Below are 26,977 nucleotides of genomic sequence, written 5' to 3'. Positions count from 1 at the left end.
CGAAAAAAACTTTTGAAATATGCATACTCCTTTTCTAATTAGATTAATATAAAAGGAATAGATATAATATTTTTTAGTTTGGAAGAGCGTAGAATTTCACTTTAAATGTACCGTTAGAAGTATATCCACTAGGAGGGCCTGCGATATACAAATTCTTTCTATCATCTCCTGAAGGAATCGTTAGAATAGAACCATCTCTAACATTTGACCAAATCCCACGGTCTGAACCATTACGTATATCTTTTGCAACACTAAATGACAAAGAGGTAGCACCTTCTCCTTCCAAAACAACTCGTACTTTGGTACCTGCCGCAAGATGATCAAGTGAAAAATTATCACTTGATCTGCTGCTTTGACCAGGCTGCGCACGATAAAGTGAATCTATCTCTCTTGTTAAATTTCCTGTTACATTAGACAATTTGAATTTTTGATTATTACCACCATGGAAATTATATACTGTAACATTTGTTCCATTTGCAGTACCAGAACCACTTACATCTAACACTTTGCTTGGATCCTTCTTATTCCTTACATAATAATATCCATTTCCTGCTTCTGTTGGTATCCAATATTGCTCTTCCTTATTTTGATTAGATGTAGCAACTACATTATTGGAACCATTAGAATCATTCCAGGTTAATATAAAATTTTCATTTGTGACACTTTTAAATTGATATGCATTTTTATTTGAATCATATACTAGCTTCCACTTTTGATTATTAGCGTTGCCATTTTGCCACAACAGAACATTTCCATCTGCTTGATTTAAGTCAACGACACTACTATTATTTAAAGTAGAAACTATTTGGTAAGTACCACCATCTTCCAGTTCCGGTGCGTAAGGGTCAAAGCTAATAGGTGGCTTTGCTTCCTCAAGGGATTTTTCAAAATTTCCATCTTTGATTTCAATTGTTGCAGATCCAAAGTTCGTAGTCATTAATTTTTCTCGGATAGCTAGGCTTGGATAGCCATTCCAACCAACCATTGGTAGATGGAGCCACTGGTGATAATGGTTTTCTGGCGGCTCGTCATTGCTATTAGCCAGGCGAAAAGCATGTGTCCCCCAGCCGTCCTTATGGTATACAATTTTCGGGTGTTTTCCATCGAATCTGACGCTTGAGCGAGGATTAGTGTACCAGTTACCATGTGCTGAATAAGTTACATATTGAACCTGACCATCTTTAACCCAAACTATTGTGTGTTCCCAGTCATGTCGATGTCCACCCACAGCAGCGTTGGGAGTCATTTGATCTTTCTCAAAGTAACTCGCATACATAATTGCAGTCCAACCATTATTTGATTTGGCCCGAGAATAAGTGTTTGAATTTTCCAGTTGGCGAAGATCTCTACAGTTACCGCTCAGCGAACCGCCCAAACTTAGACCAGGGTTAGTCGTGCCATCTGGAGAAATTGCTGCAGTCGCATAACACCCGTCTGTGTCGTAGTCATACACAGGAGCATACTCTAACTCTATATTTGACGCATTTTGTGGGAGTGCCTTGATTACATCCGCATATGCTTTTGAGCTAGAAAGATAATCCTTATCAAATTGTCCACCTAAGTTGAATGCAAATGTACTTAATACAATTAACGCAATCATTACTATCTTTGATATTAATTTCATATTACCCCTCCTAAATGAAATGAATTTAATAGATAGTTACAACAGAACTTAGCTGAGTTTATCCAGAATTAATATTACTTATATATAAATCTCTCCTTTCTATATAACTCCTCTTTAAAAAATCATCATGATAAATTTTTCCGAATATACGATACATAGACAATTGCATCATTTCCAACATCTTCTTTTCCAATAAAAGCGCTAACATCATTTACTAGTAATAAAGTAAAAACAATCAATCTACTCTAATCACTGAATTTAATTAGAAGCCACTGTCTAAAATCCTTCTGAATCATTCGAAACAGTTGATGTAATGCATATTCATAATAGTTAATCATTCTTATACCTTTTTACATTTCCTTCTCTCTAGTTGAATATAGAGCTACTTCACAAACAGCATCAAGATTAGATAAATTTCAAACAAATATTATAGTTAATACCAAATTAGTTTGAAGATTCTAACCATTTGATGCTTGGGTAAAATATAGCATATATTGTCGAAATTTGTCTACAATATATCAGAATTATTAAAAAACAAAAGATGACATCGATGATTTCCGAAGGTTAACAGGTTCTGCTAAAAAGTTTTAATAACGAAAACCCTATCTTTTTACAGTTATTAATGAGAATTTGACTTATATTTTTTATTTTTGGGACAATTAATTTCTTAAGCTACTAGATGTGTAATGATATCTACAATGTAACGAAGATAGAACGATGGTTAAAGATTGGAAAATATCAATGGAAAATGGTACTACTCTTATGAAAAAGGTCCCAAGGCTACAAAATTTAATACTATGAATGGAAAAATGTATTAATTTGATAATAACGGCGCTATGTCTACTGTATGGTTGAAAGAAAATAAAAATTGGTACTACTTAAATGCAAATGGATCAATGAAAACAAATTGGTTACAAAAAATAGAAGTTGGTACTATTTACAATCTAACGGTGCAATGGCAATAGGGAAGGATGGCGTTTTTGTATGTCTATTTCTGTATCTGATGAATTACAACTATTTGCTCAAGAGATTCAAAGTCTTTTATCTCCAGCATTAGAACCCAAAAGATAAATAACTTGAAAATTTTATTTCTTTTTACAGATAACTCACAAAAATAACATATTTCAATCTTATTGTTATATGTAATGATTATTTTATATAGCTAGTCTTTTTCAAAATAATTATTACATATACAGGAGGTTTTGAAATGGATATGGATTCCTATTACTGGGAAATGGTAAAAAAGAATATTGGTGTTTATTCAAAAGCGGAACAAGAATGTCTTAGGAATAAAAGAGTAATTATCTTTGGGTTAGGGGGAGTAGGAGGTTACGAAGCAATCCTCTTTTCTAGGATGGGGATTGGGCATATTACAGGGGTCGATCCAGATGAATTTGAAATATCTAATATAAACAGACAAATGTTAGCCCTTTCTAGTGTGGTGGGAACACCAAAAGCAAAAGTTGCAGAACAGGTAGTAAAAGATATACATCCCTATATTTCAACAAACTTCTTACAAGCAAAAGTAGATGAAGACAATGTAATGGAACTGATAAAAGGACACGATATTGTGGTAGAAGCTGTCGATGATATGCCTTCCAGGGTAATTATACATAGAACAGCTAGGGAATTAGGTATACCGAGTGTAGGGATGTCAGGTAGTCCACCTACAAGAGGATTTGTTTCTACATTCTATCCAACTGGAATTCCTTATGAGGAGGCATTGAATGTGTCGATTGTAGGTTCAAAATTAACAGATCCTAAACTAAGGCAACAAATTGCTGATGTCAAGAAAAAAAGAGCATGGTATTCAGTCGAAAAAGGAGCACCAGAAGATTGGGCACAAGATTTTTGCGATGGAAAAGTAGGGTGGATTATTACCCCTATGCGTGCTCATCTTTTATCACTTTTTAGTTTTCATGAAGCAATTCAAGTGCTAACAGGTCGTGAACCTTTAGCTAGAGCACCAAAGGGCATAGTTATAGATGTAGATAGTCTTACTCCTGTCCAGGTAAAAGAAGCACCAGAAAACGGTTGGGATTATGCAACATTATAAGGGGGAAGCAAATTTGTTCACTGAAAATTTAAATACACAAAATATATATGAAGAGAGCTTTACACGAAATATTGGTGTAATTTCTATAGAAGAACAGAAGAAATTAAAGAATGCTCGTGTTACTGTAGTGGGTGCTGGAGGAGTAGGGGGGATTACACTTATCCAGTTGGCACGAATGGGGATAGGAAATCTTCATGTGATTGATCAGGATGTTTTTGAAGCGAGTAATATTAATCGACAAATGCTTAGCTCTATAAGTAATTTAGGGAAGTCAAAGGCACTTGTGGCTCTAGAAACCTTAAAAGACATTAATCCTTTACTACAAGTAAAGATCACACAAGAGTTTGTTACAGAAAATAACGCAAAAGATCTGCTAGCAAATACAGATATCATTATAGATGCTACTGATAATTTGGTCGCAAGAGTTATTATTCACCGTACGGCTCAAGCTTTAGGAATTCCTTCTATCTGGATTGCTGTTACTCCTCCTTTTAGAGGTGGGGTAATGTCATTAACTCCTGAATCTGTCCCTTATGAAATTGCATTAGGATATCCGTCTTATCAACAAGAACTGACGCCTGAAATGCAAAATAGAATTCATAGTTTAAAAGATGGACGTGCTCTGTATTCTATCAAACATGGTGCAGATGAACAGTGGGCGAATAGCTATGTGAAAAAAGATCGCCCATGGGCTGTACTATCTCCTGTTGCAAATATTGTTGGGATTCTAGCAAGCTTTGAAGCATTCAAGTTTATTGTAAATCGAGAAGATTTACAACCTATAACCAGTCCAAATATTATACAAATTAACCTTTCAGATCCAAATATGATACAGGTATGTGAACCTGAAAACGGCAGTTGGAATTATACAACTTTATAGAAGAGGGAAAATATATGGTTTCTTTTATACTGCTAGGAATTATTTTTATACTCGCTTTGGTTGTTAAAGATTATGCATTAGCTAGTGCCGCAAGTTTACTAGGTGTGTTGCTTGCTATTGGGCAAAAAGCGATATTGCATTATATTCAACAATATGCCTTTCCGATTGGAATTTTCTTTCTCATGTTATTTCTTTTAGTGCCCATCACATCTGGGAAGATTACCATTGAAAACATAATAAAATGTATTACCTCTCCTATTGGTTTGGGATCAATTTTAGCGGGTTTTATGGTGTCGTTTATAGGAGGAAAAGGGGTAGGGGTTCTACCTATGAATCCTACCATATTATTAGGCGTTTTAATTGGTACTCTGATTGCCGTATTGTTTACAAAGGGGTTACCAGCTGGATTAATTATTGCAGCTGGAATTATAGCCATCATTTCTATGAAATGAAAGGGAATTTAAAAATGAAGAAAAATTGGAGATATATAAGTTTAATAGGAGTATTCTTTATTCTTTTACTGTCTAGCTGTTCTAATCACCAAGAGGTTCCAAAGAAGAGCAAAGAATCTAAAATAGCAAAAGAAGAATATAAAATTTCACAAGAAGACGAAACATTATTTTTACTTCATAAAAGTATAAATACCAAAAAACAGTATACATCTGACGAAATCATTTTGTTTTTAGAACCGTTTAGCGTTCCTACTGCAGAAGCTTTTGATGTATCAAAATACTCATGGATGGATGCGTATGCTAAAAAAGGATATGACACGTGGGCAATGGATTTTAGAGGATTTGGGCAATCTTCAAGACCGAAAGAAATGTCAGAACCGCCTAACCAAAATAAACCAATCATTCATTTGGACGATGCAACAAAAGATTTAGAAACGGTTGTGAATTGGATTAAAAGTAAAAGGAATGTAAAAAAAATTCATCTTGTTGGCTGGTCATATGGGGGAGTGGTAGCTGGAAATTATGCAATATCACATTCTAATGATGTTAATACACTTGTTTTATATGGATACATGCATGGATTTACGCTTCCAATGATGACAGAGCCCTTTGACAATCCGTTACAGCGAGGGGAATTTAATCCTCATGCACCCTCTTATCAAGCTGTAGACTTTGATAAAGGAATGCATCACTGGCATATGATGATGGGCGAGAAAAAAATTGTAACAAATGAAGCTATGGATTCTGTAAAAGAAGTATTTCTTCGCTCAGATCCAATTAGCGAGAAAAATAATGGCATAATTCGTCGACCGATGGGGCCTCTTCAAGATTTATATTCTATTTGGAATAACCGTCCTTTATATGATGCATCTCAGATTACTTCTCCTGTGCTGGTTATTTATGGAGAAGATGATTTATTTGCCGATAGAGATATGTTGTCAAAATTAACAGGTGCCAAACACAAAAAGGAAGTTGTGATTCCTGATGCTACGCACTGGGCTGTTTATGAAAAAAATCACCCTATACTATTTGAACAAGTATTGAACTTTATAGAAATGAAAGAAGGAAAAGAGTAATGAGCCAGAATATAACAATATTAGATGCCACTTTACGCGAAGGCGAACAACAATGTGGCGTCCGTTTTTCAAAAGAAGATAAAATTAACCTGCTTCATACGCTGGAGGATTTTGGAATCACCTTAATTGAGGTTGGACATCCTGGGGTTTCTCGTGAAGAAGAGGAGATCTGCCAAGAGGTTGCTGCCTCTGCAGAACATGCTGATATTTTAATGCATGCTCGAGCAAAAAAAGAAGAAGTTCATGCTGCTTATCGAGCAGGTGCCGATTGGGTAGGAATTTGGGCGTCTATTAATCCAATTTCTTTGCAAACAAAGTATACCAATCGATCAAAAGATTATGTGGTAAGCCAAGTGAAGGAAGCAATTGAAGAAGCTAACACTTTAGGAATGAAAACCAGATTTACAATTGAAGATGCTTCCAGAACTACCTGGGAAGATATCGCTTACCTTGGACACATTGCATCTGAAGCTGGAGCAAATCGAATTAGCTTAGCTGATACGGTGGGAATTTGGGAACCTAATGAGTGTGCAACCATAGTCAAGAAAGCGGTTGAAACATTCCCCTGTGAAATTGAAGTACACCTACATAATGATTTAGGACTAGCACTAGCGAATGCTCTTGCGGCTATTGATGCTGGGGCTTCTGTCATTGATGCAACTTTATGCGGGATAGGTGAACGGGCTGGGATTGTTGATTTACTAAATTTATCTGTTCTGTTATCACAAAAATATAATCAATACTTTCAATTAAAAATGATTCCAGAATTAACACAATCTCTTCAATTGGCTACAGGTTGTAAAGTTGATCATTGGAGACCTATCATTGGAAAAAATGTTTTTACACATATAGCACCTTATCACATAAAAGCTGTGAATCATAATGTTTTAGCATATGAAGGAATTCAACCTGAAATGATAGGAAGAGTGAGGAAGATACAACAAAAACGGGTAGAAAGAAAAGGCCCTCGCCTTTCAAAGAATTTACGCGTTAGCAAACCATTTGTAAAAGGGGCGTCTGAACTTTTGTATCATAGGGATGGACCAGGGGAACGATGGGTACAAATGGATCATAGAACAGATGAGCGTGCATCATTTTATGTAATACAACGTATATTCTGTAATCAACATATGGACGAAAACTTGGAAGGGCATGTGGATTATCATGCACATCATTGTGATAGTGCTTTTATTTTTTGGGGTAATAACATAGATGGGACAGGGCTTATATGTGAAGTGGAAATCGAAGGAGACGTGGAAATCATTGAAAGCCCTGCATCTGTTTTTATTCCATCCGGTTTTAAACATAAATACAAGTACCTTTCAGGTGTAGGAACATACACAAACATTGTACTAGCCCCTAATTATAATTCCAGTTTGTTAGAAGAAGATCTTTCGAAATTATATATATATTAACAAAGATTAGAAACAGATGGGATCCAATTGATTTTTTGAATCCTATCTGTTTCTTTGAATGGCCCCAAAAAGAAGGAATTTTTGCTGCGTCCCTATAGCGCCCTATCTCAAAATATATGGGTATAGGATTAATTAATCCTCTTTTTTCATAAATACTTGTATTTACAAAATGGCTGTGAAAATATTAATGAAATTGGAGGGTTTATGCTCTTAATATTGAGTTTATATTATATAAACAAACTTAAATATATTAGGGAGTTAATAGTAATATGAAAGAAATTGAAATTATAAAATCAAAAGAAACAATGACTATTATATGGCAAAGTGCAATGATAAGTATTCCCTTAGAGGACATACTTAAAGTTTATAAAAATAATAATAATATTACAGACACTACTAAAGTGGTTAATATCGGAAAATGCTTTCAGCATTCAGAACATATCTTTATTAGAACAAAGAAATTAGATTACTTATTATTTACAACTAATAAGTTAGCACTTCTAAATAAAATTAACCTTTAATTATTTTAAAAGATACTTAAAAAGACCCTGGTACAAAATTGATCTTTATATGAGTAGTAAATAAGCTGTGAAAACTCCCAAGCTTTTTCTAAAAAATTCGTGGTTTCTTAGGTTCTGTTGCGAAGTTGTGTAATTGAATTTACATTCTTGAAAAAAGGAGTAAAGAGAATCACAAATGCAATACTTTAAAGAGAAACAGTTCAAAAAGAATATTATCTTGGAAGCTAGATGCAACTTATATAAAAAGGAAGACTTTCAAAATGAGAAAGTCTTCCTTAGCTTTTTCCTAATCCCAATTAATATCCCCAGTAGTTATAGCTCCTTTAGCTTTGCAATAACCTTGACCTATACTTTCTAGTTTTAGACTATATTTACCTCGACCTAGTTGTTCGTTTCTTTCAAACATATCACCTGGTTGCAATGTCTTTTCATACTTGACTTCATGATTTTTATATAATGTTACCTTTATGGGTACCTTACTTTCTGAATAATTTGATACATGAAAGAAAGGACTGTATTTTTTCGTGGTTAATTCTCTTGTTTGTTGGGATTTTATATCTACTAAGTTTGCCATGCTGATTCGTAAATCTTTTTGCTCTTCATATTGTTGTAGTTGGTTCCAAATCGCTTCATGCCCCTCTGGTATATGTGTAGTAAATAAAAACGTATCAATTTCTTCAAAATGGATTGGATTTTTATCAGTTTGTTTATAAACCTTATCTTGGAAAATTGAAATAAACCCCTTATTGATGAGGAAAAGTCCTAGTCCCCCTAATACTAAAAAAATAACTATACCTAAAATGGAAAGTTTAATGGACTTTCGTTTGAATGCATGCATTTTATATATCCTCCTCGTGCCGACGGGTCAAGTCTATAAATAATATAATAATTATCAAATAGGGGTACGGAAACGATTCGGGAGATGAGGGGTCACTCTGGGATTTAATTACAAATATAAAAAAGAACTTTATTCAAGTTCTTTTAATCTACGATATAGAGCGGCCTGACTCACTCCTGTAATCTGACATATTTCTTTTACTGTTTTATTGGTATGTTTTCGTAATTCAATTGCATGGTTCATGCCAGGATGTTTATCTGTGTATTTCTTCATTCTTCCTCTATATACTCCTTTTTGTTTTGCTAGCTTTATTCCCGCATGTTGTTTTTCTTTAATCATTTCACGATCTAATTCACTAAAGGCAGCCATGACAGTTAAAAAGAATTTTCCTGTTGGAGTTCTAGTATCTATTCCTAAATTTAAAATTGCAAAGTGAACATCCTTTTCCCGAAGTTGTTCTACTAACTGTAGTAGCTGAATGGTATTTCTATCTAAACGATCCATTCTAGTTACGACCAAAGTATCCCCAGGAGTTAGTTTTGACAGTATAATGTCTAACTCTGGCTTTTGATTTGTTACTCCACTTATTTTCTCTTTAACAATTTCATCTACTCCATATTTCATGAGCTTTTCAATTTGTGTATCTAGATTTTGATCTTGTGCACTTACACGAGCGTATCCATAGACCATTTTTATCCCTCTTTTTGCATATGTTTTTGATAAGTGTTATTGAGAGTCTCTGAGGTTAATAATATCAAGGAAAAGATATATTCTCAATAGGGTACACTCTATTGAGAATATAAATATGCAATTATGCATAATTTATATTTTTTTATTTAAATAAAAATACAACCTAATATATAATTAAAAAGTTTTTAACAAATTGATAAGGAGATGCGAGTATGAAGAAAATCATAGGACTTATATTATCATTATTTTAATTATTTTCTACCTATGCACCAATGTTTACAGAGGAAGTCGAAGTTTTAAATCAAATATGTCGCGTCAAAGAGAAAGGAGACTGGTATTATTATGGATCTCGTCAACATAATGCGAATTTTACACTAAGAGATTTTCAAATTAAAAAATCGGTTTTACTGTATATTAAGAAGGCCCTATAAACGGACTACTACATTTAAAAAATGAAACATCTTATGAATTAATTATTGTTTAGACAGAATGACTTAGTTTGTCCTTATGCGAAATATCAGTATGAATAGAAATTTGATAATCATATAAAATGCCGTAAATGAGGGATAAAATAAGTGCTGATTTTGCAATTATATTTTTAACAATTGAATAGGAGCTATTATGAACACAATTAAGAAATTATTTTTAAGTTTTATGGTATGTATTTTATTATTCAGTACAGTAGGAACAGCGTATGCAGAACAAAATGATCAAGTGAATTCATCATCTTTTATTGACGTTCCTAAAACCCACTGGGCGTATAAAGAAATGATGTATATGGCGGAGAATAAGATTATAACAGGATACGGAAATGGGTATTTCGGTGCAGCTGATCCTATTATTCGCGAACATCTTGCTGCTTTCTTGTACCGATATTTAAAACCGCAAGATAGTACTAATAATCCATTTGTTGATATTGGTGACAGCAATTTTAAAAAGGAAATTTTGGCACTTACTGCACGGGGCATATTTAGCGTAAATGTAGAGAAACAATTTAATCCGAAAAATAATATGACGCGTGCTGAAATGGCTGCAGTGCTTGTCAGAACATTCGATTTAAAACCGCAAGGGAATTTTGACTTTACGGATATGAAAGGTCATTGGGCTAACGAATATGTCAAAATATTAGCTGGAAATAAAATCACAAATGGTACTGGTGATGGCAATTTTAATCCAAATGGACTTGTCACAAGAGAGCAATTTTCTGTGTTCTTATATAGGACAATCATGGCAACATCAGGTATAAAAAACAATGAATCGGTTGGCTGGGTGAAGGAAAAGGAGAATTGGTATTATTACGACAAAGATGGGAGTAAGCAAAGAGATAACATTACGTTAGATGGAATAGAGTACTCCTTTTTTAAAGATGGAAGGCTATTTGAAGGAAGAAAGCAGGTAGGGAAAGATACTTTATATTATAGTGAACCTGATAAACTAAAGACCGGATGGAGTTTTTCTGCAACTTCATGGAGTTATTTAAAAGATGGGAAGTATGTGACAGGAACATTTAACTATCAAGGAAAACCATTTGAAATAAATAAATACGGGGATATGGAAAAAGGATGGATTACTCTTCGTTCTACTGTTAAAAGAATCTATCCAAAGCCAGAAACAAAATTTCTATTTAAATCTAAGACTGTAAAGGATGGAGATGTTTTAGAGGTCATATCCAAGCAAGGTTTATGGTATCAGGTAAAATACCAAGGAGAAATTGGATATGTTCGAGTACTGGAGTCTGTTGTAATTGGTGAATCACCAGTTCGTTCATGGGATGTAGCAAAAGAAGCAACGAATTTGTCTCATTTTATGATAACGGAGTATCATAAAGATCCTGAAAAGTACTTTCCTCCTAATATTCACAAGAAATTTGATAAACAATTAGATAGTGATTTAACTCTTCTTGCGAATGGATTACAATGGATTGATCAATTAAAAGAAGCACTCTATTTAGATAATAAACAAGGATGGGTACAAGAAGAAGGAAAATGGACGTATTATAAAAAAGATGGGCAAAGAATAACAGGTTTTCAATCAATTGATGGAAAACGTTATTATTTTGGTACCGATGGTTTTATGCAAACTGGATGGGTACATACAAATGGATACGATTATTATTTGGGAACCGATGGCGTGGTACAAACTGGAATCCAACATATTGACGGAAAAATCTATTACTTTGGCCCGTTAGGTCCTGTACAATCAGGATTTACACATGTTGATGGGAAACCGTATTATTTTGATGCTTCTCATGAATCAAGAAATGGTTGGATGAAACAAGAGTTTAATTGGTATTTACTACAGCCTTCAGGTGCATTACAAACAGGAGATTTTACATATAAAGACAAGAAATTCTCCTTTAATCAAGACGGAGAAATGATTAAAGGGTGGGTTACATTAGAATCCCTTGTTAAAAAAGTATATCCTGAGCCAGACTTGAAAAAAGCATTACGTGCAAAAAGTGTGAATAAGGGTGAAGTGATAGAAGTAGTGGGGAAAGTCGGTTCTTGGTATGAGGTTAATTACCAAGGTGAAAAAGGATATGTGCGTATTCATGATGCCATTATTTTCGATCAGGAGGCTAAAAGTCCACTTACTTTACTTGATGGAAAAGTAAAGATATTTGAAGGTGTATTAGATTACTTAAAAAGTGACGAAACATACATAAATAACACGATCAAAATTTTAGAAGAAGAAGAACAACGTTGGGTAGATGATGCAGAAAACTTAGAGAATCTTTCCAGAGGCATTAATGATGCAAAGCAAGATGTACAGTATAAAAGGCAAGTCATTAAAGAAGCGCATGATAAGTTAGAAGAATTAGTGAATGCCATGAAAGGTGACATAAAAAACTTAACGGTTACACAAAGGAAAGAGCTAGTAAAATTGCTTGGAGCCGATGGGAAAGAATTACTAGATTTTAGTATGGATACATATGTTTTTATACTTCAACAATATGTATCTATGGCTCAAGCGTATGAGAAAACTTATCAAGAATTAGATGTGGTTGCGGGTAAAGTTCTTGAATTGCAAAAAGATATTAACGCACTTACTCATCAAATCACATTGGATATGCAAGAGTTATCGAAGGGATTATCTGGCGCCATTAAAGACTTAGGACCAGTCATAAATAGTTCTATTCGCTTGAAACATTCAATAGAAGAGGCGAAGCCTGGAATGGAGGAACTTGTTCAAGTAACAAGGAAAAACGTTCCAGTCATTGCACAAGATTTACAAGCGTTAGATGCGAAAGTCCCAGGATTCTTCACAGATTTCAATATGGGAATAGATCTTGCAAATACATTTATGGACTCAGCTAATAAAATAGCAAGCCATAAAATTGATATACCTGCTGCTGCCATCAACGTTGGCAATATTGATTTAACTAATGCTTTCCGTGATTTTGGTGTTACACCAGAAAAAATGAAAGAGCTTGAACAAGCTGATCGAGATACGACTAAATTCATGAATGTCACATTGGATGCTTGGCCAATTATTAATGTGCCAAAAGAAATTATTCAATTGGTACAAGGCCATGAAATGGGCGAAAAAGACAAATACAAACCATCTGATTACGCGTTTGGTGTTGCATCAGTACTTACTGGTGGAACTATAAAAACTGTAAAAACTATCGGAAAGGTAGTTGGCACTGTTGAGGATATTGAAAAGAAAGCGAAAAATCTTGAGAAGGCTGCGAAGAATACAAACCATGAAGTAAAAATATTAGGAAGAGGTTCTACTGGTAGAACAACAGCTAATTCATTAGAAGAGCAACTTGCAATGAAAGAAGTTAGATCAAATCCACAAGGTAAGGAAATAAGGGTACCTATGACAGATCCTAGATGGCCTAAGGAAGACGGGTGGGTCAAAATGGCCCATAATGTAAATGGGGTGGAAATACATTATGTTAAAAATACAAAAACTGGTGAATTTGATGATTTTAAATTTAAAGATAAAAAATAAATAAGGGGCGTTTATTATGAAAGTAACTTGTTTGTACAATACTGGAGATTATCTAACAAAGGCAACCGAGGAAATATTCAGTTTAGTTATTAAAAAGGAGTATATTGTTTATGGCATATGCAAGTTACAAAGTGGTGAGTTGACATATTTAATTTTAGGAGAACGTGAAAATATGCCATCATGGTATCCAGCAGAATTATTTAAAATATCCGATGCCCTACAACCTTTAGAATGGTACTGTGCAGATCACAGACATGTTAAAAATACATATATAGATTATATATGGGGATATAAAGAGTTAGCTTTGGATGATACACATGCTCTTGGATTAATAGAAAGAGAAAATAAAGATATGGAACTATTTTTAAAGCGTAAAGCTGAAATTGATGAATTTGATGAATTGTAATAGTAAATGAATGAATTCATTTACTTATAAAAAACGTAGGAATTAAATATTCCTACGTTTTTTTGTACATAACATTTAAATAAACACCTTGTTTTTTGAAAAAGTTGAAGGATCAAATGGAAGATTTTCTGGTATTCGATTTGAATCAATATGATACTTTCCAAATCGATTTACGTGCGCTGTCATGTAAGGACTCAAATAACAAATCAATTCTTTATTAAATCCCTCTTTTTGTTTTTCATACTCATGAATTAGTTTAGATATAGAAAACACATTATAAAAGATAAGACAATTGGCAACCAGGTGATTATACTTAATAATTTTCTTCTGTTTTTCACGATCATTCTCAGAAATAATGCCTTCCCCACCAAAAAAGAGCCACTTTGTAAATCCATTAAATGCTTCAGATTTATTTGTTGCAGATTGAATGGTACGTCGTAATTTTTCATTAGACATGAATTGTAACAAAAATATCGTCCTAATAGCTCTGCCTAATTCACAAAATGCCTGATATATTTTATTTCTCTTACTATATGTGCCTAGTGTATTCAATATAGTAGAGGGAGTAATTTTACCAGCTTTGATGGACATCGCAATTCTAAGCATATCTGGGTAGTGATTTTCAATCATACTCCAATTGATTTCTCCTGAAAATAGTTCATCAATATGTTCATAATTGTCTTGTGTATTGGGGCGAAATAATTTTAATTGTTTCCAATTGCGAATGCGAGGCATTAACTGAATACCCAATAAAGTAGCTAAACCAAAGACTGTGGTGCTTTGTCCTTGTGTATCCGAATGTAGAATTTCCGGTTGAATATCTACCTGTTCATTCATCAAAATATCTAATATATGTATTCCTTCCCAAACGCCACAAGGAATAAAATTACTAAATAAAGCAATATATGTGTCGGAAACATGATAATATCCAATGCCTCCATAACCTCCATATCGAATATGATTTTCAGATAAAAGATTTTGTTCATAGACATCCCATATCGTTCCATCTGCTGATGCACTTTTTCCATCTCCCCAATATTTTGGAAGCTCAAAACGATTATAAGCATTAATAATATATCGAATTGCTTTGTCTAAATCTGCAACTGTTACATGTCTTTGATTAATCCAAGCAATTTGCTTTCGATCTATTTCTTGTATTGAACGAGCTGTTTGAGTAGGACCTAAGTTACATCCGTAGCAGAATGTATTTGTTACATAACGTTCAACATGATTTTCTAATTTGCCCTCATATCCGGAAATAGGTCCAAAGAAACGAGTCCAATTGAGCCAGTACTCTGTATCTGCTAACATATCTAGAACGTTAATCGGTTCTAAATTATACATAATATAATTTTCAAGCTCTTTTAATTCAGGAGGAACCTTCTTCTTTTTTAGTTTTCCAATTACTACTTCCCCTTTTTCAAATCGAATTTGTTGATTATGCGGGAAAGATTTGTTGGTATTATAGCAAGCTTGTTGAAGGTCATCATGCATCTTTTTTGTGAAATCTGAACCTAAACTAGGTAAGTTTAATTGATTACAAAATTCTTCAAGGTTCTCTTCATATTCTTCCCATGAAATCAGTTGTTTTCGATAATCTGCATATTTTTCACTTCCTTCAATATATAAATCTCCAGATTTCAAACCCCACATAATTTGTGAAAATACACATACTTCAAAATGCCGACGATTCAGTTCCTCTGGAACAACGTCTCTTTTCTTTTTAGGGCTTAACCATCTCCACCAACCATCAGGTATCCAGGACAAGTTCAGAAGAGGTGTCACTTCCCTTTTCCGCAGTCCAATCTTCTTTATATGAGCGACTGATATCCATTCTTTTCTGGTATGTTGATGAGATAATAGAAATCGAATGGCTTCTACTATAGATGAATCCTGATTTGTTGACCGTAAAGGAACTACCTCTAAAATTTTGAATAGTGTAGAGCGATGACTTTTAAAGAATTTTTGTAAAAACAAATAGTAATTATCTCCACTAAGCGCTAGATGATCTTCGCAATCTTGTAATACTTAATCTTCTTTATCTCCAAGTATTTGTTGGATGGCTTGTAAACGTTCTTCAGGCATTCCTTCCGTTTGATAGGCCATCAGTACATGCTGTAAAGTGGCTACTAAAGAATCCGTTCGTTTTTGTGTCTGTTTTTTATAATTCTGTAAAAATTCACGTCCTTTTTTATGGATACTCATCATACGTTTTATCAGCATTTCACCAATATTATCTAATATCCTTGATGTTTGTACAGAAATCAAAGAGATGGCTAACGTATATCTTTTCTTCTTTTCTATTTCTGACATACGATAAGCATCTAATGTTTTAGCTTCAGCAGCCATTTGTTGTATTTTGGTTGAAGAAAAGCTTTCAAGAAGGTAAACAGGTATTTTTTGATGTATTAACCAATCGTAATGCAGAATTAACTCTTTTAAATGAAATAAGGAGGCACGTTTGGCGTCTTCTTTGAGACGATTCCAAGGGCTATAAAAGGTGTCAGGTTCTGTTTGGAATAAACAATCTATTTGTCTTATTTGTTGCTCTTGTAATGTTTCGTATACTTGCTCATAAATGAAACGATAAGATTTATGTCTTATTTCGTTAGCCGATTCTTTAAAAGTGTTATAAACGGGTAATTCATATCTTTGATGTATTAACTCTTCAATAGCTGCATTAATTAAGTCAGCTGGATCATCTTTACTTCCAGCTACATGTTTCATTGTATCAAGCATAATTTGACGAGCATTATGATCAAATTGTTGAATTTTTAGATACTGTCTTACAAAGTAATACTGTCTTTTTACAGTACGTGTTTTACTGTATGCTTCCCATTCAGTTTCAATGGGGATAGGTAATTGAGCTGACTGAGCAATGTGTTTAATTATAATTGGAGGTATATCTGAAATACGTGTGAAAAAGCCAAGATTTTGTACAGTTTTTAGCAAAATTAGTAGCGCTAGCTGTTGTAATGTTCCTTTTGTTTTCAAACTTGTCCATTCTATTTCGCTTCTTGTTGGCGTATATACACTACTTAGTTCTTCCGTACTTAAATTATGTTTGATTCTTGGATATATCGTATCTTGAATACTAGGCATAACTAATCCCCCTAGAATTTATATATGTTTCTATATTCAACCATCTTCATTGTAAAATAAAAACCTATCCGCAGATAGGTTTCTTGTTTATATTTATAGTATTCATTTGAATATTTTTCCAGAGTGGCCCCTCATACCCAGAATCGTTTCCGTACCCCAAATAGTACTATATTTAATATACTCATATTTGTCAATGTGACTTATTGTAAACAATAAGATTAGCTCTTGAAAAAATTTTGCCGACATTTCTCTGAAATATGTACGATATCGGTGTCCCATACTCATTCAGCTAATACCTTCGGTATTGTTTTGAATGTTCACTAATGCTTATTGCATGATTTCGTTCCATGGCTAAACAGACCCCTAAGTTATTGCAATTCATCTTTTTTATAAACGATTAAACTTTTTCAAACCGGCACTTTTCCACTTCTCTAAGAATCACATTATATCTTAGGTTTTCAAAGAGCAATCTGTACAAATATATGGTAGCAAACATGTTGGCTTATGCCAACCGACATTCATCTCCCACCCAAAATTAGTGTTTCACACCTTCACATTTTTGAGGAAGGAGTCTTCTGTCGGAAAACGATAGAAATTGTTACAAATAACTCAAAAAAAGAACCTAATTAATAGGCTCTTTTTTGTTGTTGATTATTTTTGTGCTAAAATACGTTCAACCTCATCTATGCCTAATTTACTGGCTTTAGCAATCGTTTCAAGTGGTACACTAAGTTCATGCATACCTTTAATCATCTGTATTTTCCCTTGCTGAACCCCTTCTTGAATTCCTTCTTTTTTCCCCTCATTACGAGCATGAGCAAACTTTGCAGCCCCATCCATTAAGGCCTTTTCTCTTGCTTCATATGCTTGACGAAAAGAAGAATCTTGACTCATACGTTCCCACTTATTCATTGCTTTTTGTAAAATCGGATCTTGATTCATGGCAATGTCCTCCAATGTTTGTGTGAGATACTCATCTTCATTCGCTGGTAACAATAATAACCAACGAACAAACGAATCTTCCCACGGATTAACTTTTTCTTCACGCCATTGCTGTAGTAACTTTGGAATCTCTACAATATGAACTTCTATATCATCACTTAATAACTTTTGTTGTTGTTGATTCCAAAGGATTTCTGTTGTATGAAACGCTTCATATTCTGGAAACATCACAAAGTTTAATAAGTTTATGGTAATCGTTTTATGAAGTGAGCTATAAGGCATTCCTTTTTGCGATTGAGAGGTGTATAACCTTCCCCAATAATACAAGCTTCGTTTAACCATATCGTGATTATTATTCAATTGTATTTCTACATTTACCTTTGTACCTGTATTTAATGTAGCCGAAATATCTAAAATCGATAATTTATCTTCTTCATATTCTCGATGCAAATGTGGATCTTCTAATTGTAAGGCAACAATAGGTGATTCTAAAGAATCTTTTAATATGGCATTTAAAAAAGCAACTAAAATATCTTCATTCCCATTTGTGCCAAATAACTGCTATCGATACGTAAATTTACTAATGAATTGGACATGGTTTTCCTCTTCCTGTTTCAGACTATATCTTTACCTTTATTGTACATAAAACTAAAGTCAATATGCAAACAATCTCCTATGATTTATATAGGGATAAATCTTTCTCTTAAAGGAAGGGTTCTATTTTACAATAGGAAACTGTTTGTTAAGAAAATCTTAAGAAGCTCCTCCACTTTTTATTAAGAAATGCTCTTTATACTTGGAAATGCGTTAAAGATTCTTCTTATTTAAACTTGAAAAATGAATGAAATCACACTTAATCATATAAGAAAAAGAAAGGTGGAAATGAAAGATGAAAAAAGCTTGGATTGCAGTGTCAGGATTAGTTGTTGTAGGGGGTGGATTATTAACTTATATGGGAGGAGAAACAATAGATAGATTTAATCCATTAGTGAGAGAAAAAGATGTGTACGTCCTTACAAAAGGGGAAGCAAAACCTGATGGTAAGAGATATTTTTACATGTTAAACGGAGTTGATGAATCAGGCGATGAAAATACCATTAAAGTAGGGGTTTCTGGTAAGGATGATTATCCAGATTCTTATTTAAAGGTTCATGTAAAAGGAAAGTATGTTTACAAATTTGAGAAAGTGCAGGAAAAAGAAGTTCCTGAGAAAGCAAAAGAAAAACTTGAAAAATAAATAATGAATTTATGAAGTTAAAAACAAAGGTAGGAGAATATTATGAACCACTCAGTTGTAAATGTCAAAAATGTTCAAAAAGTGTACGGTAAAAAAGGTGAAAATCATTCACACGCTTTAAGAGATGTATCTTTCTCGATTCGAGAGGGAGAATTTGTTGGAATCATGGGACCGTCTGGTTCAGGAAAAACAACTTTATTAAATGTAATTTCAACATTAGATGTAGTAACGGGCGGCATTGTTGAAATTGCTGGTATCGATATAACTAAAATGAAGCAAGGAGAGCTTTCAGATTTTCGTTCTCAAAAATTAGGATTTATCTTTCAAGATTTCAATTTATTAGAGAATCTATCTATTTATGAAAATATTGCACTGCCCCTTTCACTTCAAGGAGTCCCATCGCGTAAGATTGGTCCAAAAGTAAAGAAGGTAGCCAATATGTTGGGGATTTCGGAAATACTTCAAAAATACCCATCCGAGGTATCTGGCGGACAAAAACAACGTTCTGCAGCAGCACGCGCGCTTGTACATGAACCAGCAATTATTTTAGGGGACGAGCCAACAGGGGCACTAGATTCAAAAAATGCAAAAAGCCTTTTAGAAGCAATGAAAAATCTAAATGAAAAACAAGATGTTTCGATTATGATGGTTACGCATGATCCATATAGTGCAAGTTACTGCCAACGCATTTTGTTCATTCAAGATGGTGAGTTATATAAAGAAATACATCGTATTGGTACACGTGAGGCGTTCTATAAAGAAATTTTAGATGTACTTGCGGATTTAGGTACACAAAAAGGATAAGAAAGGACGTCCACCATGATATTTAAACTTTCTATGTCAGGGCTAAAAAGTAAGCTAAAAGATTATATTGTCTTACTAGTTGGTCTTGTTATGTCAATTTCAATTTTTTACATGTTTCAAACGCTAGCATTAAATAAAACATTTGTTGAAGCAAATACTACTATTCGTTCAATTGCGCCTGTTTTTCAAACAGGTTCAGCTCTATTAGCAATCATTACATTCTTCTATGTTCTATATGCAAATTCTTTTTTAATGTCTCTTCGCCAAAAAGAATTTGGGATGTATATGATGTTAGGTGCAAAAAAACATAAGGTTACATTACTTATGTTTCTAGAAACGATTATTATTGGGGCAGTATCCTTAGTAATTGGAATTACAGTAGGAATAGGGCTTTCACAAGGGATTGGTAAACTCCTCATGAAGCAACTGGATTTTACTGCGAGTGGTTACCAAGGGGTTTATGTACCATCTATGTTAGTTACTTGTATGTTCTTTTTGGTATTATTTGTGTTATCTGCCATTATGAATAGTGTGAAATTATCACGCATCTCCGTTCTGCAACTTGTACATGCAGATGCTTCAGCAGAACGTACAATGATTAAAGGTAAGTGGACTGGGATTGTTTCATTTTTAGCCATTATCTTATTAGGAATTGGATATGCTTCGATGATTTATATGGATGAGTTAAAAGAACAGGGTCCTATGATTGCGATGCTTACAACTACAGCGGGAACGTATTTGTTATTTACTTCTGTCCTTCCGCTTATTATTAAAAAATTAAAGAGTAATAAAAAGCGTAGTGAGAAAGATCTTAATGCTTTTACATTTGCTCAATTAAACTTTCGTATTAATAGTTTAACAAAGGTACTCGCAACAGTAGCAATGTTAGTAGCACTTGGTGCGGGGGCGATTTCAGGTGGGATGGCCTTCAAAAATAACGTAATTCAATCGACGGATCAACTTGAAATATACGATACAGTCATTCATAATCCAACAGCTGAAGAAAAGAATATTCTAGATGGTATTACATTTAAAGAAAAGAATGAATATCACTATAAAGTAGATGAAAAATATGTTTACTACTTAAAAGAAGATTTAGAGAGAAACCGTCCACTTGTGCAATCTGGAACGGAAAAAAAAGATAGAAAGAAAATAAAACGAGTTTCTGAAAATCTTCCTGTAGGAGCCATTTCAAAATATGGTGAGGAGAATACCAATATTATCCCAGAAGAGTGGGATGACGCTTTACGCTCTCTTCAACCAACCTATTTAAATTACATGGAAAAAGTAAAAAAAATAGTAGATCAAAAAATGTACGATGGCATACAAGAAAAAGAAAACATTGTTGTAATTGGAAAAACTGAGGATTTTGTAACATATTTAGATAAATGGAAAAAAATTGACGAGTTGCAGCTAGTTAAATATAAAAGTATCACAGTTGAAGATATCTTCAGCAAATATCAAATATACACTATGATTTACGCCAGTGCCAGCGGAACAGTATTTATGGGGTTCTTCTTAGGTATTGCTTTCCTTGCGATGATGGCAAGCTGCCTAATGTTTAAGATTCTTTCGGGTGCATCAAAAGATATTGTACGCTATGAAATGCTTCGTAAAATTGGAGTCCGTCATGAATTATTAGCAAAATCCATTTATAAAGAGTTATTTTTAGTATTTTTATTTCCAGGGATAGTAGGTATGATTCATGTATTATTGGGTATGAAGATTTTTGGTTTCATCTTAATTGACCCATATTTCCGTATTTGGTTACCAATCTTGATTTTCGTGGTTATCTATTCAATCTATTATCTTATTACAGTTCAATTATATAAAGGAATTGTTCTTCCTGAAAAAAAGTAATGAGAATGTGATGTTTTACTGTATATGCTTTATACTTAATTAGGATATCCAATATTTATTAGCATTATAGTTAAATTTCTTTTAGTTAACAAGGTAGCTAGGTTTGATTTAAGCGAATATTTCCTATATGAATAAGAGAGAAAGAGAATATAATTTAAATTTATGTTCTCTTTTTTTATCTAGATAAAATGAATGATTTTCCCCTTAACGTAGAAAAGTCGGTTTTCATCTTCCATAAAATGTATTATTGTGGGTTTTATATCATTTGGTTGGCGGGACTCCATATAAAAAGGTAACCTGCCTTTTACCGTACAGGTTACCTTTTTTAATCATTTTTCAAGAAATTTTTTCATACGAAATAATCTCTATTCTTTATTTACCTTTTATTTTCTCTTTCACTTTCTCAGGTAGTTCGGTTTCTTTTACTGTTTCGTAATCCTTAACGAAATGATTTTCATCAGGATCTTTTGATTTTAATACATGAATACGAAGAAACACAGGGGCCTTTAGTTCTTCTGACACAGTAAAAGTAACTTTAGCCTTTTCTCCGTCCTCATTATAAGCGTCTAATTTATATTCTTTTGTGGTTGGATGCTGTTGCTTATCTTCATTACCTTGAATTTGGACATAATATTCTTTTGCTGTTGCTTTTTCATACAAACCATTTACTTGTCTACACCCAGACATTAAAGTAGTCAAAATTGTTACCAATGCAAGTATAATTATATATTTTTTCATATTCTATAGAATTTATTATAGTTCTTTTGGAAATACAATTCTTTTATACAGTTGCACAGTAATCCAATAATATATTGTATAGATAATGAGAAAAATAGAAATTGGGACCCAAATATTAATATAGGGATCTGTAATTTTGTTTTGTTAGCTTGATAGCGATGTGGCGTGCCCCTAAATGCTTTGAAAATCCGTATTGAATTAACACTAAAAAGAATCCATTTTGAATAAAGATTAATCAAAATGGATTCCCATGTTAAAGTCTGAATGTAGGTTTTATAAAAACGCTTGATCAAAACTTATGAAAATATCAATTATAAAAGTTAACTTATTTGTACTAGAATTATTCTATTCTTCAAACCAAAACAGAGTCTCGATAGGCGCTTCTAAAACCTTTGCAATATCATAAGTAAGTTTGAATGAAGGGTTATATTTTCCGTTTTCGAGATTGCCAATTGTTTCTCTTCTAACCCCAACCTTATTAGCTAAATCTTCCTGAGACATATTTAACCTTACTCTATATTCTTTCATTCGAGTCTTAAGTGGCATCTTGCATTCCTTTCTTTTCTCTACGCTCAAATATTTCTAAATTAATTAAGAAGGTACCTAATGGTGCAAAAACTGCAATAATAACAATTAAACGAATTATATGTAGATTTTCAAAAATAAAAATACTCAAAACTAGTATGATACCTAGTACCAATGCTACGAAAAAAGCTCTTGTAGCAGAGATGCGAACATGTAGTATAAAAAGCTCATCTGGTACCACTTTTGCATATGCAAAGAAGAAAAAGAAATTGAATAGGAGACCTGCCCACGTAATATCACCTAAAAATGAGAAAGGTGCCAAAAACCCTAAAAAACGATAAATCCTAAATAAGCCATTTTATTTTTCATACAATCCTCCTACGTGATATATTTCGCTCTATATGTTAAAAATATATCACATAGTTTTGCAAATAGAAAGGACTTACAACATTACAAATTTGTTTTAAATTGACAGTAAAAGCACAAAAAAGATACGTGAAATTGCCGCTAACAGCACCCTTCAAAAGAATCGTTATAACAAAAAACACACATTATTGATACAATATACTTATGAATTGAAATACAGAGAAAATAAAATATAAATTTAGGAGGAGAAATACTTTGGAAATAGTTCAAATAAAGAATATCCTAAGAAAAAAAGCAACTCTCTTTCAAACAGGAGGAAAAAGACCTGATTTCTCTATAAATGAAAGTTGGATTGGAAAGATTCCCTATTCATTACCAAATGAAACTTACCCAATCGACCGCTATCAAGAAAAGATGTATGCGATCATGATGCTTAATTTAACTCAAATACCTTTTGTTCCTGAAACAGTAAAAGATTTGAAAGCCATCGCAGTATTTCTCTCTCCAAACTTTGCTAAAGATTTGTCCAACTTATCAGGGAATTTTTGTATTAGAGAATATGATTCTTTAGAGGAACTAGTACCCAATGAGATGTCACTTACGTTTCCAAATCTAAAACCTTTTCCCTTAATCCCTAGATTAGTAACTGATGAGTTTCCACAATGGGATACGGAAGATTTTCCAAACAACATGCAAGATAGAATTTTAGAACTTGAAAACACAATTGATATTGAATACTACGAGGATATTTTTGAAGAAAATTATTACATACATAAATTAGGTGGCTATGCTTGTTTTGCCCAATCAGGCATCCAATGGCCCGCGGATTATAAATTTGTTTTTCAAATAACAGACGATCCAAAAGCACATTTAAAGATTATTCATGGCGGCGGAATTTATTTTGCTAAAAATAGTAAAACAAATGATTGGATTGCACACTGTGATTTCTTATAGGAATAAGAAATAAAGTAATATTTTCTTATGTGAAATCTTGCTTAGCTTATATTCTCGTTAAAATGTTGGCGGTATGCCTATAACTACACACTTTAATGGATAAAAGGAAAAAGAGAATTTACAATGAAGAAATATGCCAAATTAGAGGTGTGAGCTAGACCACTTAGTCTCATTGATTAAAAGAACTTGAATAAAGTTCTTTTTTTATTTTTAATTAATGCCAATGGTGACACCTCATACCTAAAATCGTTTCCGTATCCCTATAATGGTTCTTTCATTAATAATACTATAGTTAATAAATATCTTGAAAATAAATTGTTGAATTTATCAATTTGATAACCTAATCCCACAGAGTAGTAAAGGATGAACAATTAGACATGCCTATAATACGATCTACGTGAAAAGGCAAAAAGCCTATCTCTTGTGTTGATAAAGCTGTAGAAATATAAAACAGAATATTCTATTTTATATTTCTACAACTTCAAGATATTTACATAATTAGGAAACAAAGTTATGTTTGTGATGATATACAATAAATGGAGGGAAGGGATCTTATTATGTTTAAAAAAGTAGCATTAGGGATTTCGTCGTTAGCAATCACTACATTTGTAGGTTTAGGAATGGCAACAGAGGCATCTGCTGGTCCTGCAGCACCATTGTCTTCCTTAAATGTTGTACAAGTAGAGTCTGAGCAAGGTGGGGTAGAGACAATCAATACTAATAGCTTTAGTACAACAAGAAATCATGGGGGAAGTTACCTATATATTTACACAAAAGAAATTGGATATGGACAAAATCCGATTGCAAAAATGAATGGTTCAGCAGTAAAGAGTATTGGATCAACTGTAATTGGCGGCAACCCAATTGTTGGTTGGTATTATAAGTGGGATGCATCTGGACATCAACAGGGGACATTTGAATATCAAAAAACCTCTATTAATTTCCCATTCAATACAATGCGCACTTCACTTTATATACAATAAATAACCAGGGGTAAATTATAGGAATAACTATTAAGGTACGAGTTCTAATGGGTTAGTTTATTCTTTGAATTGAATACTATTTCTATAATAATACTTTTCTATTGTTTTATGACTATGTTACCCATTTGTAAAAGTTCATAGTCATGATAGCTCTACAGATCTATATAAACATAGTTTTGGAGAATGGAAACCTTTAATTTTTAAAAAATAAAGAATAAGAGGAGTTTTAGTATGAAAAAACAAAGTCTAGCTATAGCTACTATTCTATCATTAGGTTTAACTGTATTTGGTGGTACTACATCTACATTTGCGATGAGTGAGCCAAACGATAATGTGACGGTTCAATCTACATCAAAATATATAGGAAATATACCGTCAAAACTCAAGGACTGTAATAATGTAGACAAATATAAGCTGTGTACAAACAAAGAAGAAGCTGATGCTTGGGGGAAAAAACAATTTAATAAGTGGAGTAAAGAAGAGAAATCTGCCATAAGAGATTATACAAAAAATGCAAGACCGTATAATGAATTTTTAAGAACGCATGCGGGTAAATTAGATTCTGATCCTACAATGAAGAAAAAAATTGAATCCTTAGATAAAGCATTAAATAGAAAAGAGGCAAAAGTGAATGACAATATAAAAGTGTATCGAGGGGATGATGCATGGATTTTTGGAAAGGAGTATGATAATTCCATAATAAAAAACGGCAAGGTTGATAGGGAGAAATTCAAGGAAATACAAAAAAAATTCCAAGGAAAAACAACAACAGAATTTGGGTATATAAGCACTTCTATACTTATTGATGCCGGATATGCCAAAACAAGACCAGTTATGACAGAATTTAAGGTAGGCTCTGGGACTCATGGTGCTTATATGAATTCAGATGACTTGACTGCGTATCCAGGGCAATACGAATTATTATTGCCAAGAAATACCGTCTATAAAATTGAAAAAATATATATAGCTATAGATAACAATACCCAAAAAGAACAAATAAAAGTGGAGGCTACAATTAAATAAATCTAATGAAGTTAAATTTTTAAAAATAAAGTGATTCAGAATAACTATATAGATCCGAATACGCAACGCATGTAAATAATCCAAATAAAAACCGTAAGGATTTCTAATCTTTACGGTTTCTATCATTTTAGCCAAGAAGACTCCTTCCTCAAGGAGCGTGAAGGGTTACAGCCCAGTGAGTAGGCGGGAGATGAATTGGCTTCGAACAAGGGATAGCAGGGATCCATCTTAATTGTTCGATATATATAAAATGTTACTTTGCTATCTATCGAATATATTTTAGATAAGTTTAATTTGATATTCTTGAAGCTGCTCAGAATGCCGATTGGTTAATTGGTGACAAGATAATCCCACTAAGGCTAGTCGTCCATTTGATGAAAATCGAGATGGATTTGTCATGTCAGAAGGAGCCGGAATTTTAATTTTAGAATCTTTATCTCACGCTTTACGTAGTGAGGCAAAGATTTATGCAGAAGTCATTGGATATGGTGCAAGTTCAGACGCATACCATATCGTAGCTACACA

Annotated in this window: 22 protein-coding genes and 3 pseudogenes; 16 read left to right on the top strand and 9 right to left on the bottom strand. The window is 33.3% G+C overall.

Annotated features, from left to right (window positions below; genetic code table 11):
* Nucleotides 1-73: 73 nt before the first annotated feature.
* Complete coding sequence (locus tag QO049_RS24295) at nt 74-1,624, bottom strand: NPP1 family protein (RefSeq protein WP_246963685.1); 1,551 nt, start codon at nt 1,622-1,624, stop codon at nt 74-76.
* An 836-nt stretch (nt 1,625-2,460) separates the two neighbouring features.
* Here QO049_RS24295 and QO049_RS30795 point away from each other — a divergent pair.
* From QO049_RS30795 to QO049_RS24265, 7 genes are all read left to right on the top strand, one after another.
* On the top strand, nt 2,461-2,589 hold the full coding sequence (locus tag QO049_RS30795) for a hypothetical protein (protein WP_180985147.1): 129 nt from the start codon (nt 2,461-2,463) through the stop codon (nt 2,587-2,589).
* A gap of 242 nt (nt 2,590-2,831) precedes the next feature.
* Nucleotides 2,832-3,680: a HesA/MoeB/ThiF family protein gene (locus QO049_RS24290; protein WP_087965507.1), complete on the top strand. Its 849-nt coding sequence runs from the start codon at nt 2,832-2,834 to the stop codon at nt 3,678-3,680.
* On the top strand, nt 3,667-4,560 hold the full coding sequence (locus QO049_RS24285) for a HesA/MoeB/ThiF family protein (protein ID WP_423774767.1): 894 nt from the start codon (nt 3,667-3,669) through the stop codon (nt 4,558-4,560). Before QO049_RS24290 ends, QO049_RS24285 begins: the two co-directional genes overlap by 14 nt.
* Before the next feature lie 14 nt (nt 4,561-4,574).
* The gene (locus QO049_RS24280) at nt 4,575-5,012 is read left to right on the top strand and encodes a DUF441 family protein (protein ID WP_065705829.1); all 438 of its coding nucleotides are present in this window, start codon (nt 4,575-4,577) and stop codon (nt 5,010-5,012) included.
* A gap of 14 nt (nt 5,013-5,026) precedes the next feature.
* Nucleotides 5,027-6,088, top strand: coding sequence for an alpha/beta hydrolase (locus tag QO049_RS24275; RefSeq protein WP_246963687.1), 1,062 nt, complete (start codon nt 5,027-5,029; stop codon nt 6,086-6,088).
* A complete protein-coding gene (locus tag QO049_RS24270; protein WP_246963688.1) occupies nt 6,088-7,503 on the top strand; it encodes a homocitrate synthase/isopropylmalate synthase family protein in 1,416 nt (471 codons plus the stop codon). Before QO049_RS24275 ends, QO049_RS24270 begins: the two co-directional genes overlap by 1 nt.
* 269 nt (nt 7,504-7,772) lie before the next feature.
* Nucleotides 7,773-8,024, top strand: coding sequence for a SunI/YnzG family protein (locus QO049_RS24265; protein WP_065705835.1), 252 nt, complete (start codon nt 7,773-7,775; stop codon nt 8,022-8,024).
* A gap of 286 nt (nt 8,025-8,310) precedes the next feature.
* Here the strand turns inward: QO049_RS24265 and QO049_RS24260 are convergent, their stop codons facing one another.
* Nucleotides 8,311-8,862 carry a hypothetical protein gene (locus QO049_RS24260; protein ID WP_284489558.1) on the bottom strand — a complete coding sequence of 184 codons (552 nt, stop codon included), beginning with the start codon at nt 8,860-8,862 and terminating at the stop codon, nt 8,311-8,313.
* Nucleotides 8,863-8,991: 129 nt separating this feature from the next.
* Nucleotides 8,992-9,552: a recombinase family protein gene (locus QO049_RS24255; protein WP_284489557.1), complete on the bottom strand. Its 561-nt coding sequence runs from the start codon at nt 9,550-9,552 to the stop codon at nt 8,992-8,994.
* Between the two features lie 621 nt (nt 9,553-10,173).
* Between QO049_RS24255 and QO049_RS24250 the strand changes: the two genes are divergently transcribed.
* The gene (locus QO049_RS24250; RefSeq protein WP_284489556.1) at nt 10,174-13,512 is read left to right on the top strand and encodes an S-layer homology domain-containing protein; all 3,339 of its coding nucleotides are present in this window, start codon (nt 10,174-10,176) and stop codon (nt 13,510-13,512) included.
* Nucleotides 13,513-13,528: 16 nt separating this feature from the next.
* A complete protein-coding gene (locus QO049_RS24245) occupies nt 13,529-13,918 on the top strand; it encodes a hypothetical protein (RefSeq protein WP_098213469.1) in 390 nt (129 codons plus the stop codon).
* 75 nt (nt 13,919-13,993) lie between these two features.
* On the opposite strand, the gene QO049_RS24240 is transcribed toward QO049_RS24245, so the two are convergent.
* From QO049_RS24240 to QO049_RS24230, 3 genes and pseudogenes are all read right to left on the bottom strand, one after another.
* Nucleotides 13,994-15,895 (bottom strand): Tn3 family transposase, encoded by a 1,902-nt coding sequence (locus QO049_RS24240; RefSeq protein WP_284489555.1) that lies wholly within the window; start codon nt 15,893-15,895, stop codon nt 13,994-13,996.
* Between the two features lie 51 nt (nt 15,896-15,946).
* Nucleotides 15,947-17,020: a DUF4158 domain-containing protein gene (locus QO049_RS24235; protein WP_284489554.1), complete on the bottom strand. Its 1,074-nt coding sequence runs from the start codon at nt 17,018-17,020 to the stop codon at nt 15,947-15,949.
* 651 nt (nt 17,021-17,671) lie between these two features.
* Nucleotides 17,672-18,558 (bottom strand): annotated as a pseudogene (locus tag QO049_RS24230) (Rpn family recombination-promoting nuclease/putative transposase).
* A 293-nt stretch (nt 18,559-18,851) separates the two neighbouring features.
* Between QO049_RS24230 and QO049_RS24225 the strand changes: the two are divergent.
* From QO049_RS24225 to QO049_RS24215, 3 genes are read left to right on the top strand one after another with little or no spacing between them, the layout of a single operon-like run.
* Complete coding sequence (locus tag QO049_RS24225) at nt 18,852-19,199, top strand: YxeA family protein (RefSeq protein ID WP_246963690.1); 348 nt, start codon at nt 18,852-18,854, stop codon at nt 19,197-19,199.
* Between the two features lie 42 nt (nt 19,200-19,241).
* Complete coding sequence (locus tag QO049_RS24220; RefSeq protein WP_065705841.1) at nt 19,242-20,003, top strand: ABC transporter ATP-binding protein; 762 nt, start codon at nt 19,242-19,244, stop codon at nt 20,001-20,003.
* A 15-nt stretch (nt 20,004-20,018) separates the two neighbouring features.
* Entirely contained in the window at nt 20,019-21,863 is a 1,845-nt protein-coding gene (locus tag QO049_RS24215) for an FtsX-like permease family protein (protein WP_284489553.1), read from the top strand.
* Nucleotides 21,864-22,235: 372 nt separating this feature from the next.
* On the opposite strand, the gene QO049_RS24210 is transcribed toward QO049_RS24215, so the two are convergent.
* From QO049_RS24210 to QO049_RS24200, 3 genes and pseudogenes are all read right to left on the bottom strand, one after another.
* Nucleotides 22,236-22,601 carry a YxeA family protein gene (locus QO049_RS24210; RefSeq protein WP_065705842.1) on the bottom strand — a complete coding sequence of 122 codons (366 nt, stop codon included), beginning with the start codon at nt 22,599-22,601 and terminating at the stop codon, nt 22,236-22,238.
* A gap of 345 nt (nt 22,602-22,946) precedes the next feature.
* Entirely contained in the window at nt 22,947-23,147 is a 201-nt protein-coding gene (locus tag QO049_RS24205; protein ID WP_001128819.1) for a helix-turn-helix transcriptional regulator, read from the bottom strand.
* A pseudogene (locus QO049_RS24200) lies at nt 23,137-23,495 on the bottom strand (DUF3796 domain-containing protein). The gene QO049_RS24205 and the pseudogene QO049_RS24200 overlap by 11 nt, the downstream one beginning before the upstream one ends.
* 252 nt (nt 23,496-23,747) lie before the next feature.
* On the opposite strand from QO049_RS24200, the gene QO049_RS24195 reads away from it, so the two are divergent.
* The 4 genes and pseudogenes from QO049_RS24195 to QO049_RS24180 all read left to right on the top strand — a co-directional run.
* Nucleotides 23,748-24,446, top strand: coding sequence for a DUF1963 domain-containing protein (locus QO049_RS24195; protein WP_284489552.1), 699 nt, complete (start codon nt 23,748-23,750; stop codon nt 24,444-24,446).
* A 557-nt stretch (nt 24,447-25,003) separates the two neighbouring features.
* Nucleotides 25,004-25,429, top strand: coding sequence for a DUF4879 domain-containing protein (locus QO049_RS24190; RefSeq protein WP_046960447.1), 426 nt, complete (start codon nt 25,004-25,006; stop codon nt 25,427-25,429).
* A gap of 231 nt (nt 25,430-25,660) precedes the next feature.
* A complete protein-coding gene (locus tag QO049_RS24185; protein WP_284489551.1) occupies nt 25,661-26,452 on the top strand; it encodes an ADP-ribosyltransferase in 792 nt (263 codons plus the stop codon).
* Nucleotides 26,453-26,795: 343 nt separating this feature from the next.
* Nucleotides 26,796-26,977: pseudogene (locus QO049_RS24180) on the top strand (beta-ketoacyl synthase N-terminal-like domain-containing protein); the annotation flags it as partial.

The sequence above is a fragment of the Bacillus sp. RB3 genome (assembly GCF_030164735.1).
Classification (GTDB): domain Bacteria; phylum Bacillota; class Bacilli; order Bacillales; family Bacillaceae_G; genus Bacillus_A; species Bacillus_A cereus.
This window is presented reverse-complemented; position numbering and strand designations above follow the sequence as displayed.

What these genes read in the sequence shown, in the direction of transcription:
- QO049_RS24225 (WP_246963690.1), top strand. Translation starts at nt 18,852, where the DNA reads ATGAAAAAAGCTTGGATTGCAGTGTCAGGATTAGTTGTTGTAGGGGGT.
- QO049_RS24190 (WP_046960447.1), top strand. Translation starts at nt 25,004, where the DNA reads ATGTTTAAAAAAGTAGCATTAGGGATTTCGTCGTTAGCAATCACTACA.
- QO049_RS24215 (WP_284489553.1), top strand. Translation starts at nt 20,019, where the DNA reads ATGATATTTAAACTTTCTATGTCAGGGCTAAAAAGTAAGCTAAAAGAT.
- QO049_RS24245 (WP_098213469.1), top strand. Translation starts at nt 13,529, where the DNA reads ATGAAAGTAACTTGTTTGTACAATACTGGAGATTATCTAACAAAGGCA.
- QO049_RS24295 (WP_246963685.1), bottom strand. Translation starts at nt 1,624, where the DNA reads ATGAAATTAATATCAAAGATAGTAATGATTGCGTTAATTGTATTAAGT.
- QO049_RS24210 (WP_065705842.1), bottom strand. Translation starts at nt 22,601, where the DNA reads ATGAAAAAATATATAATTATACTTGCATTGGTAACAATTTTGACTACT.
- QO049_RS24285 (WP_423774767.1), top strand. Translation starts at nt 3,667, where the DNA reads ATGCAACATTATAAGGGGGAAGCAAATTTGTTCACTGAAAATTTAAAT.
- QO049_RS24185 (WP_284489551.1), top strand. Translation starts at nt 25,661, where the DNA reads ATGAAAAAACAAAGTCTAGCTATAGCTACTATTCTATCATTAGGTTTA.
- QO049_RS24280 (WP_065705829.1), top strand. Translation starts at nt 4,575, where the DNA reads ATGGTTTCTTTTATACTGCTAGGAATTATTTTTATACTCGCTTTGGTT.
- QO049_RS24290 (WP_087965507.1), top strand. Translation starts at nt 2,832, where the DNA reads ATGGATATGGATTCCTATTACTGGGAAATGGTAAAAAAGAATATTGGT.
- QO049_RS24275 (WP_246963687.1), top strand. Translation starts at nt 5,027, where the DNA reads ATGAAGAAAAATTGGAGATATATAAGTTTAATAGGAGTATTCTTTATT.
- QO049_RS24205 (WP_001128819.1), bottom strand. Translation starts at nt 23,147, where the DNA reads ATGCCACTTAAGACTCGAATGAAAGAATATAGAGTAAGGTTAAATATG.
- QO049_RS24235 (WP_284489554.1), bottom strand. Translation starts at nt 17,020, where the DNA reads ATGCCTAGTATTCAAGATACGATATATCCAAGAATCAAACATAATTTA.
- QO049_RS24270 (WP_246963688.1), top strand. Translation starts at nt 6,088, where the DNA reads ATGAGCCAGAATATAACAATATTAGATGCCACTTTACGCGAAGGCGAA.
- QO049_RS24250 (WP_284489556.1), top strand. Translation starts at nt 10,174, where the DNA reads ATGAACACAATTAAGAAATTATTTTTAAGTTTTATGGTATGTATTTTA.
- QO049_RS24255 (WP_284489557.1), bottom strand. Translation starts at nt 9,552, where the DNA reads ATGGTCTATGGATACGCTCGTGTAAGTGCACAAGATCAAAATCTAGAT.
- QO049_RS24265 (WP_065705835.1), top strand. Translation starts at nt 7,773, where the DNA reads ATGAAAGAAATTGAAATTATAAAATCAAAAGAAACAATGACTATTATA.
- QO049_RS30795 (WP_180985147.1), top strand. Translation starts at nt 2,461, where the DNA reads ATGTCTACTGTATGGTTGAAAGAAAATAAAAATTGGTACTACTTAAAT.
- QO049_RS24260 (WP_284489558.1), bottom strand. Translation starts at nt 8,862, where the DNA reads ATGCATGCATTCAAACGAAAGTCCATTAAACTTTCCATTTTAGGTATA.
- QO049_RS24220 (WP_065705841.1), top strand. Translation starts at nt 19,242, where the DNA reads ATGAACCACTCAGTTGTAAATGTCAAAAATGTTCAAAAAGTGTACGGT.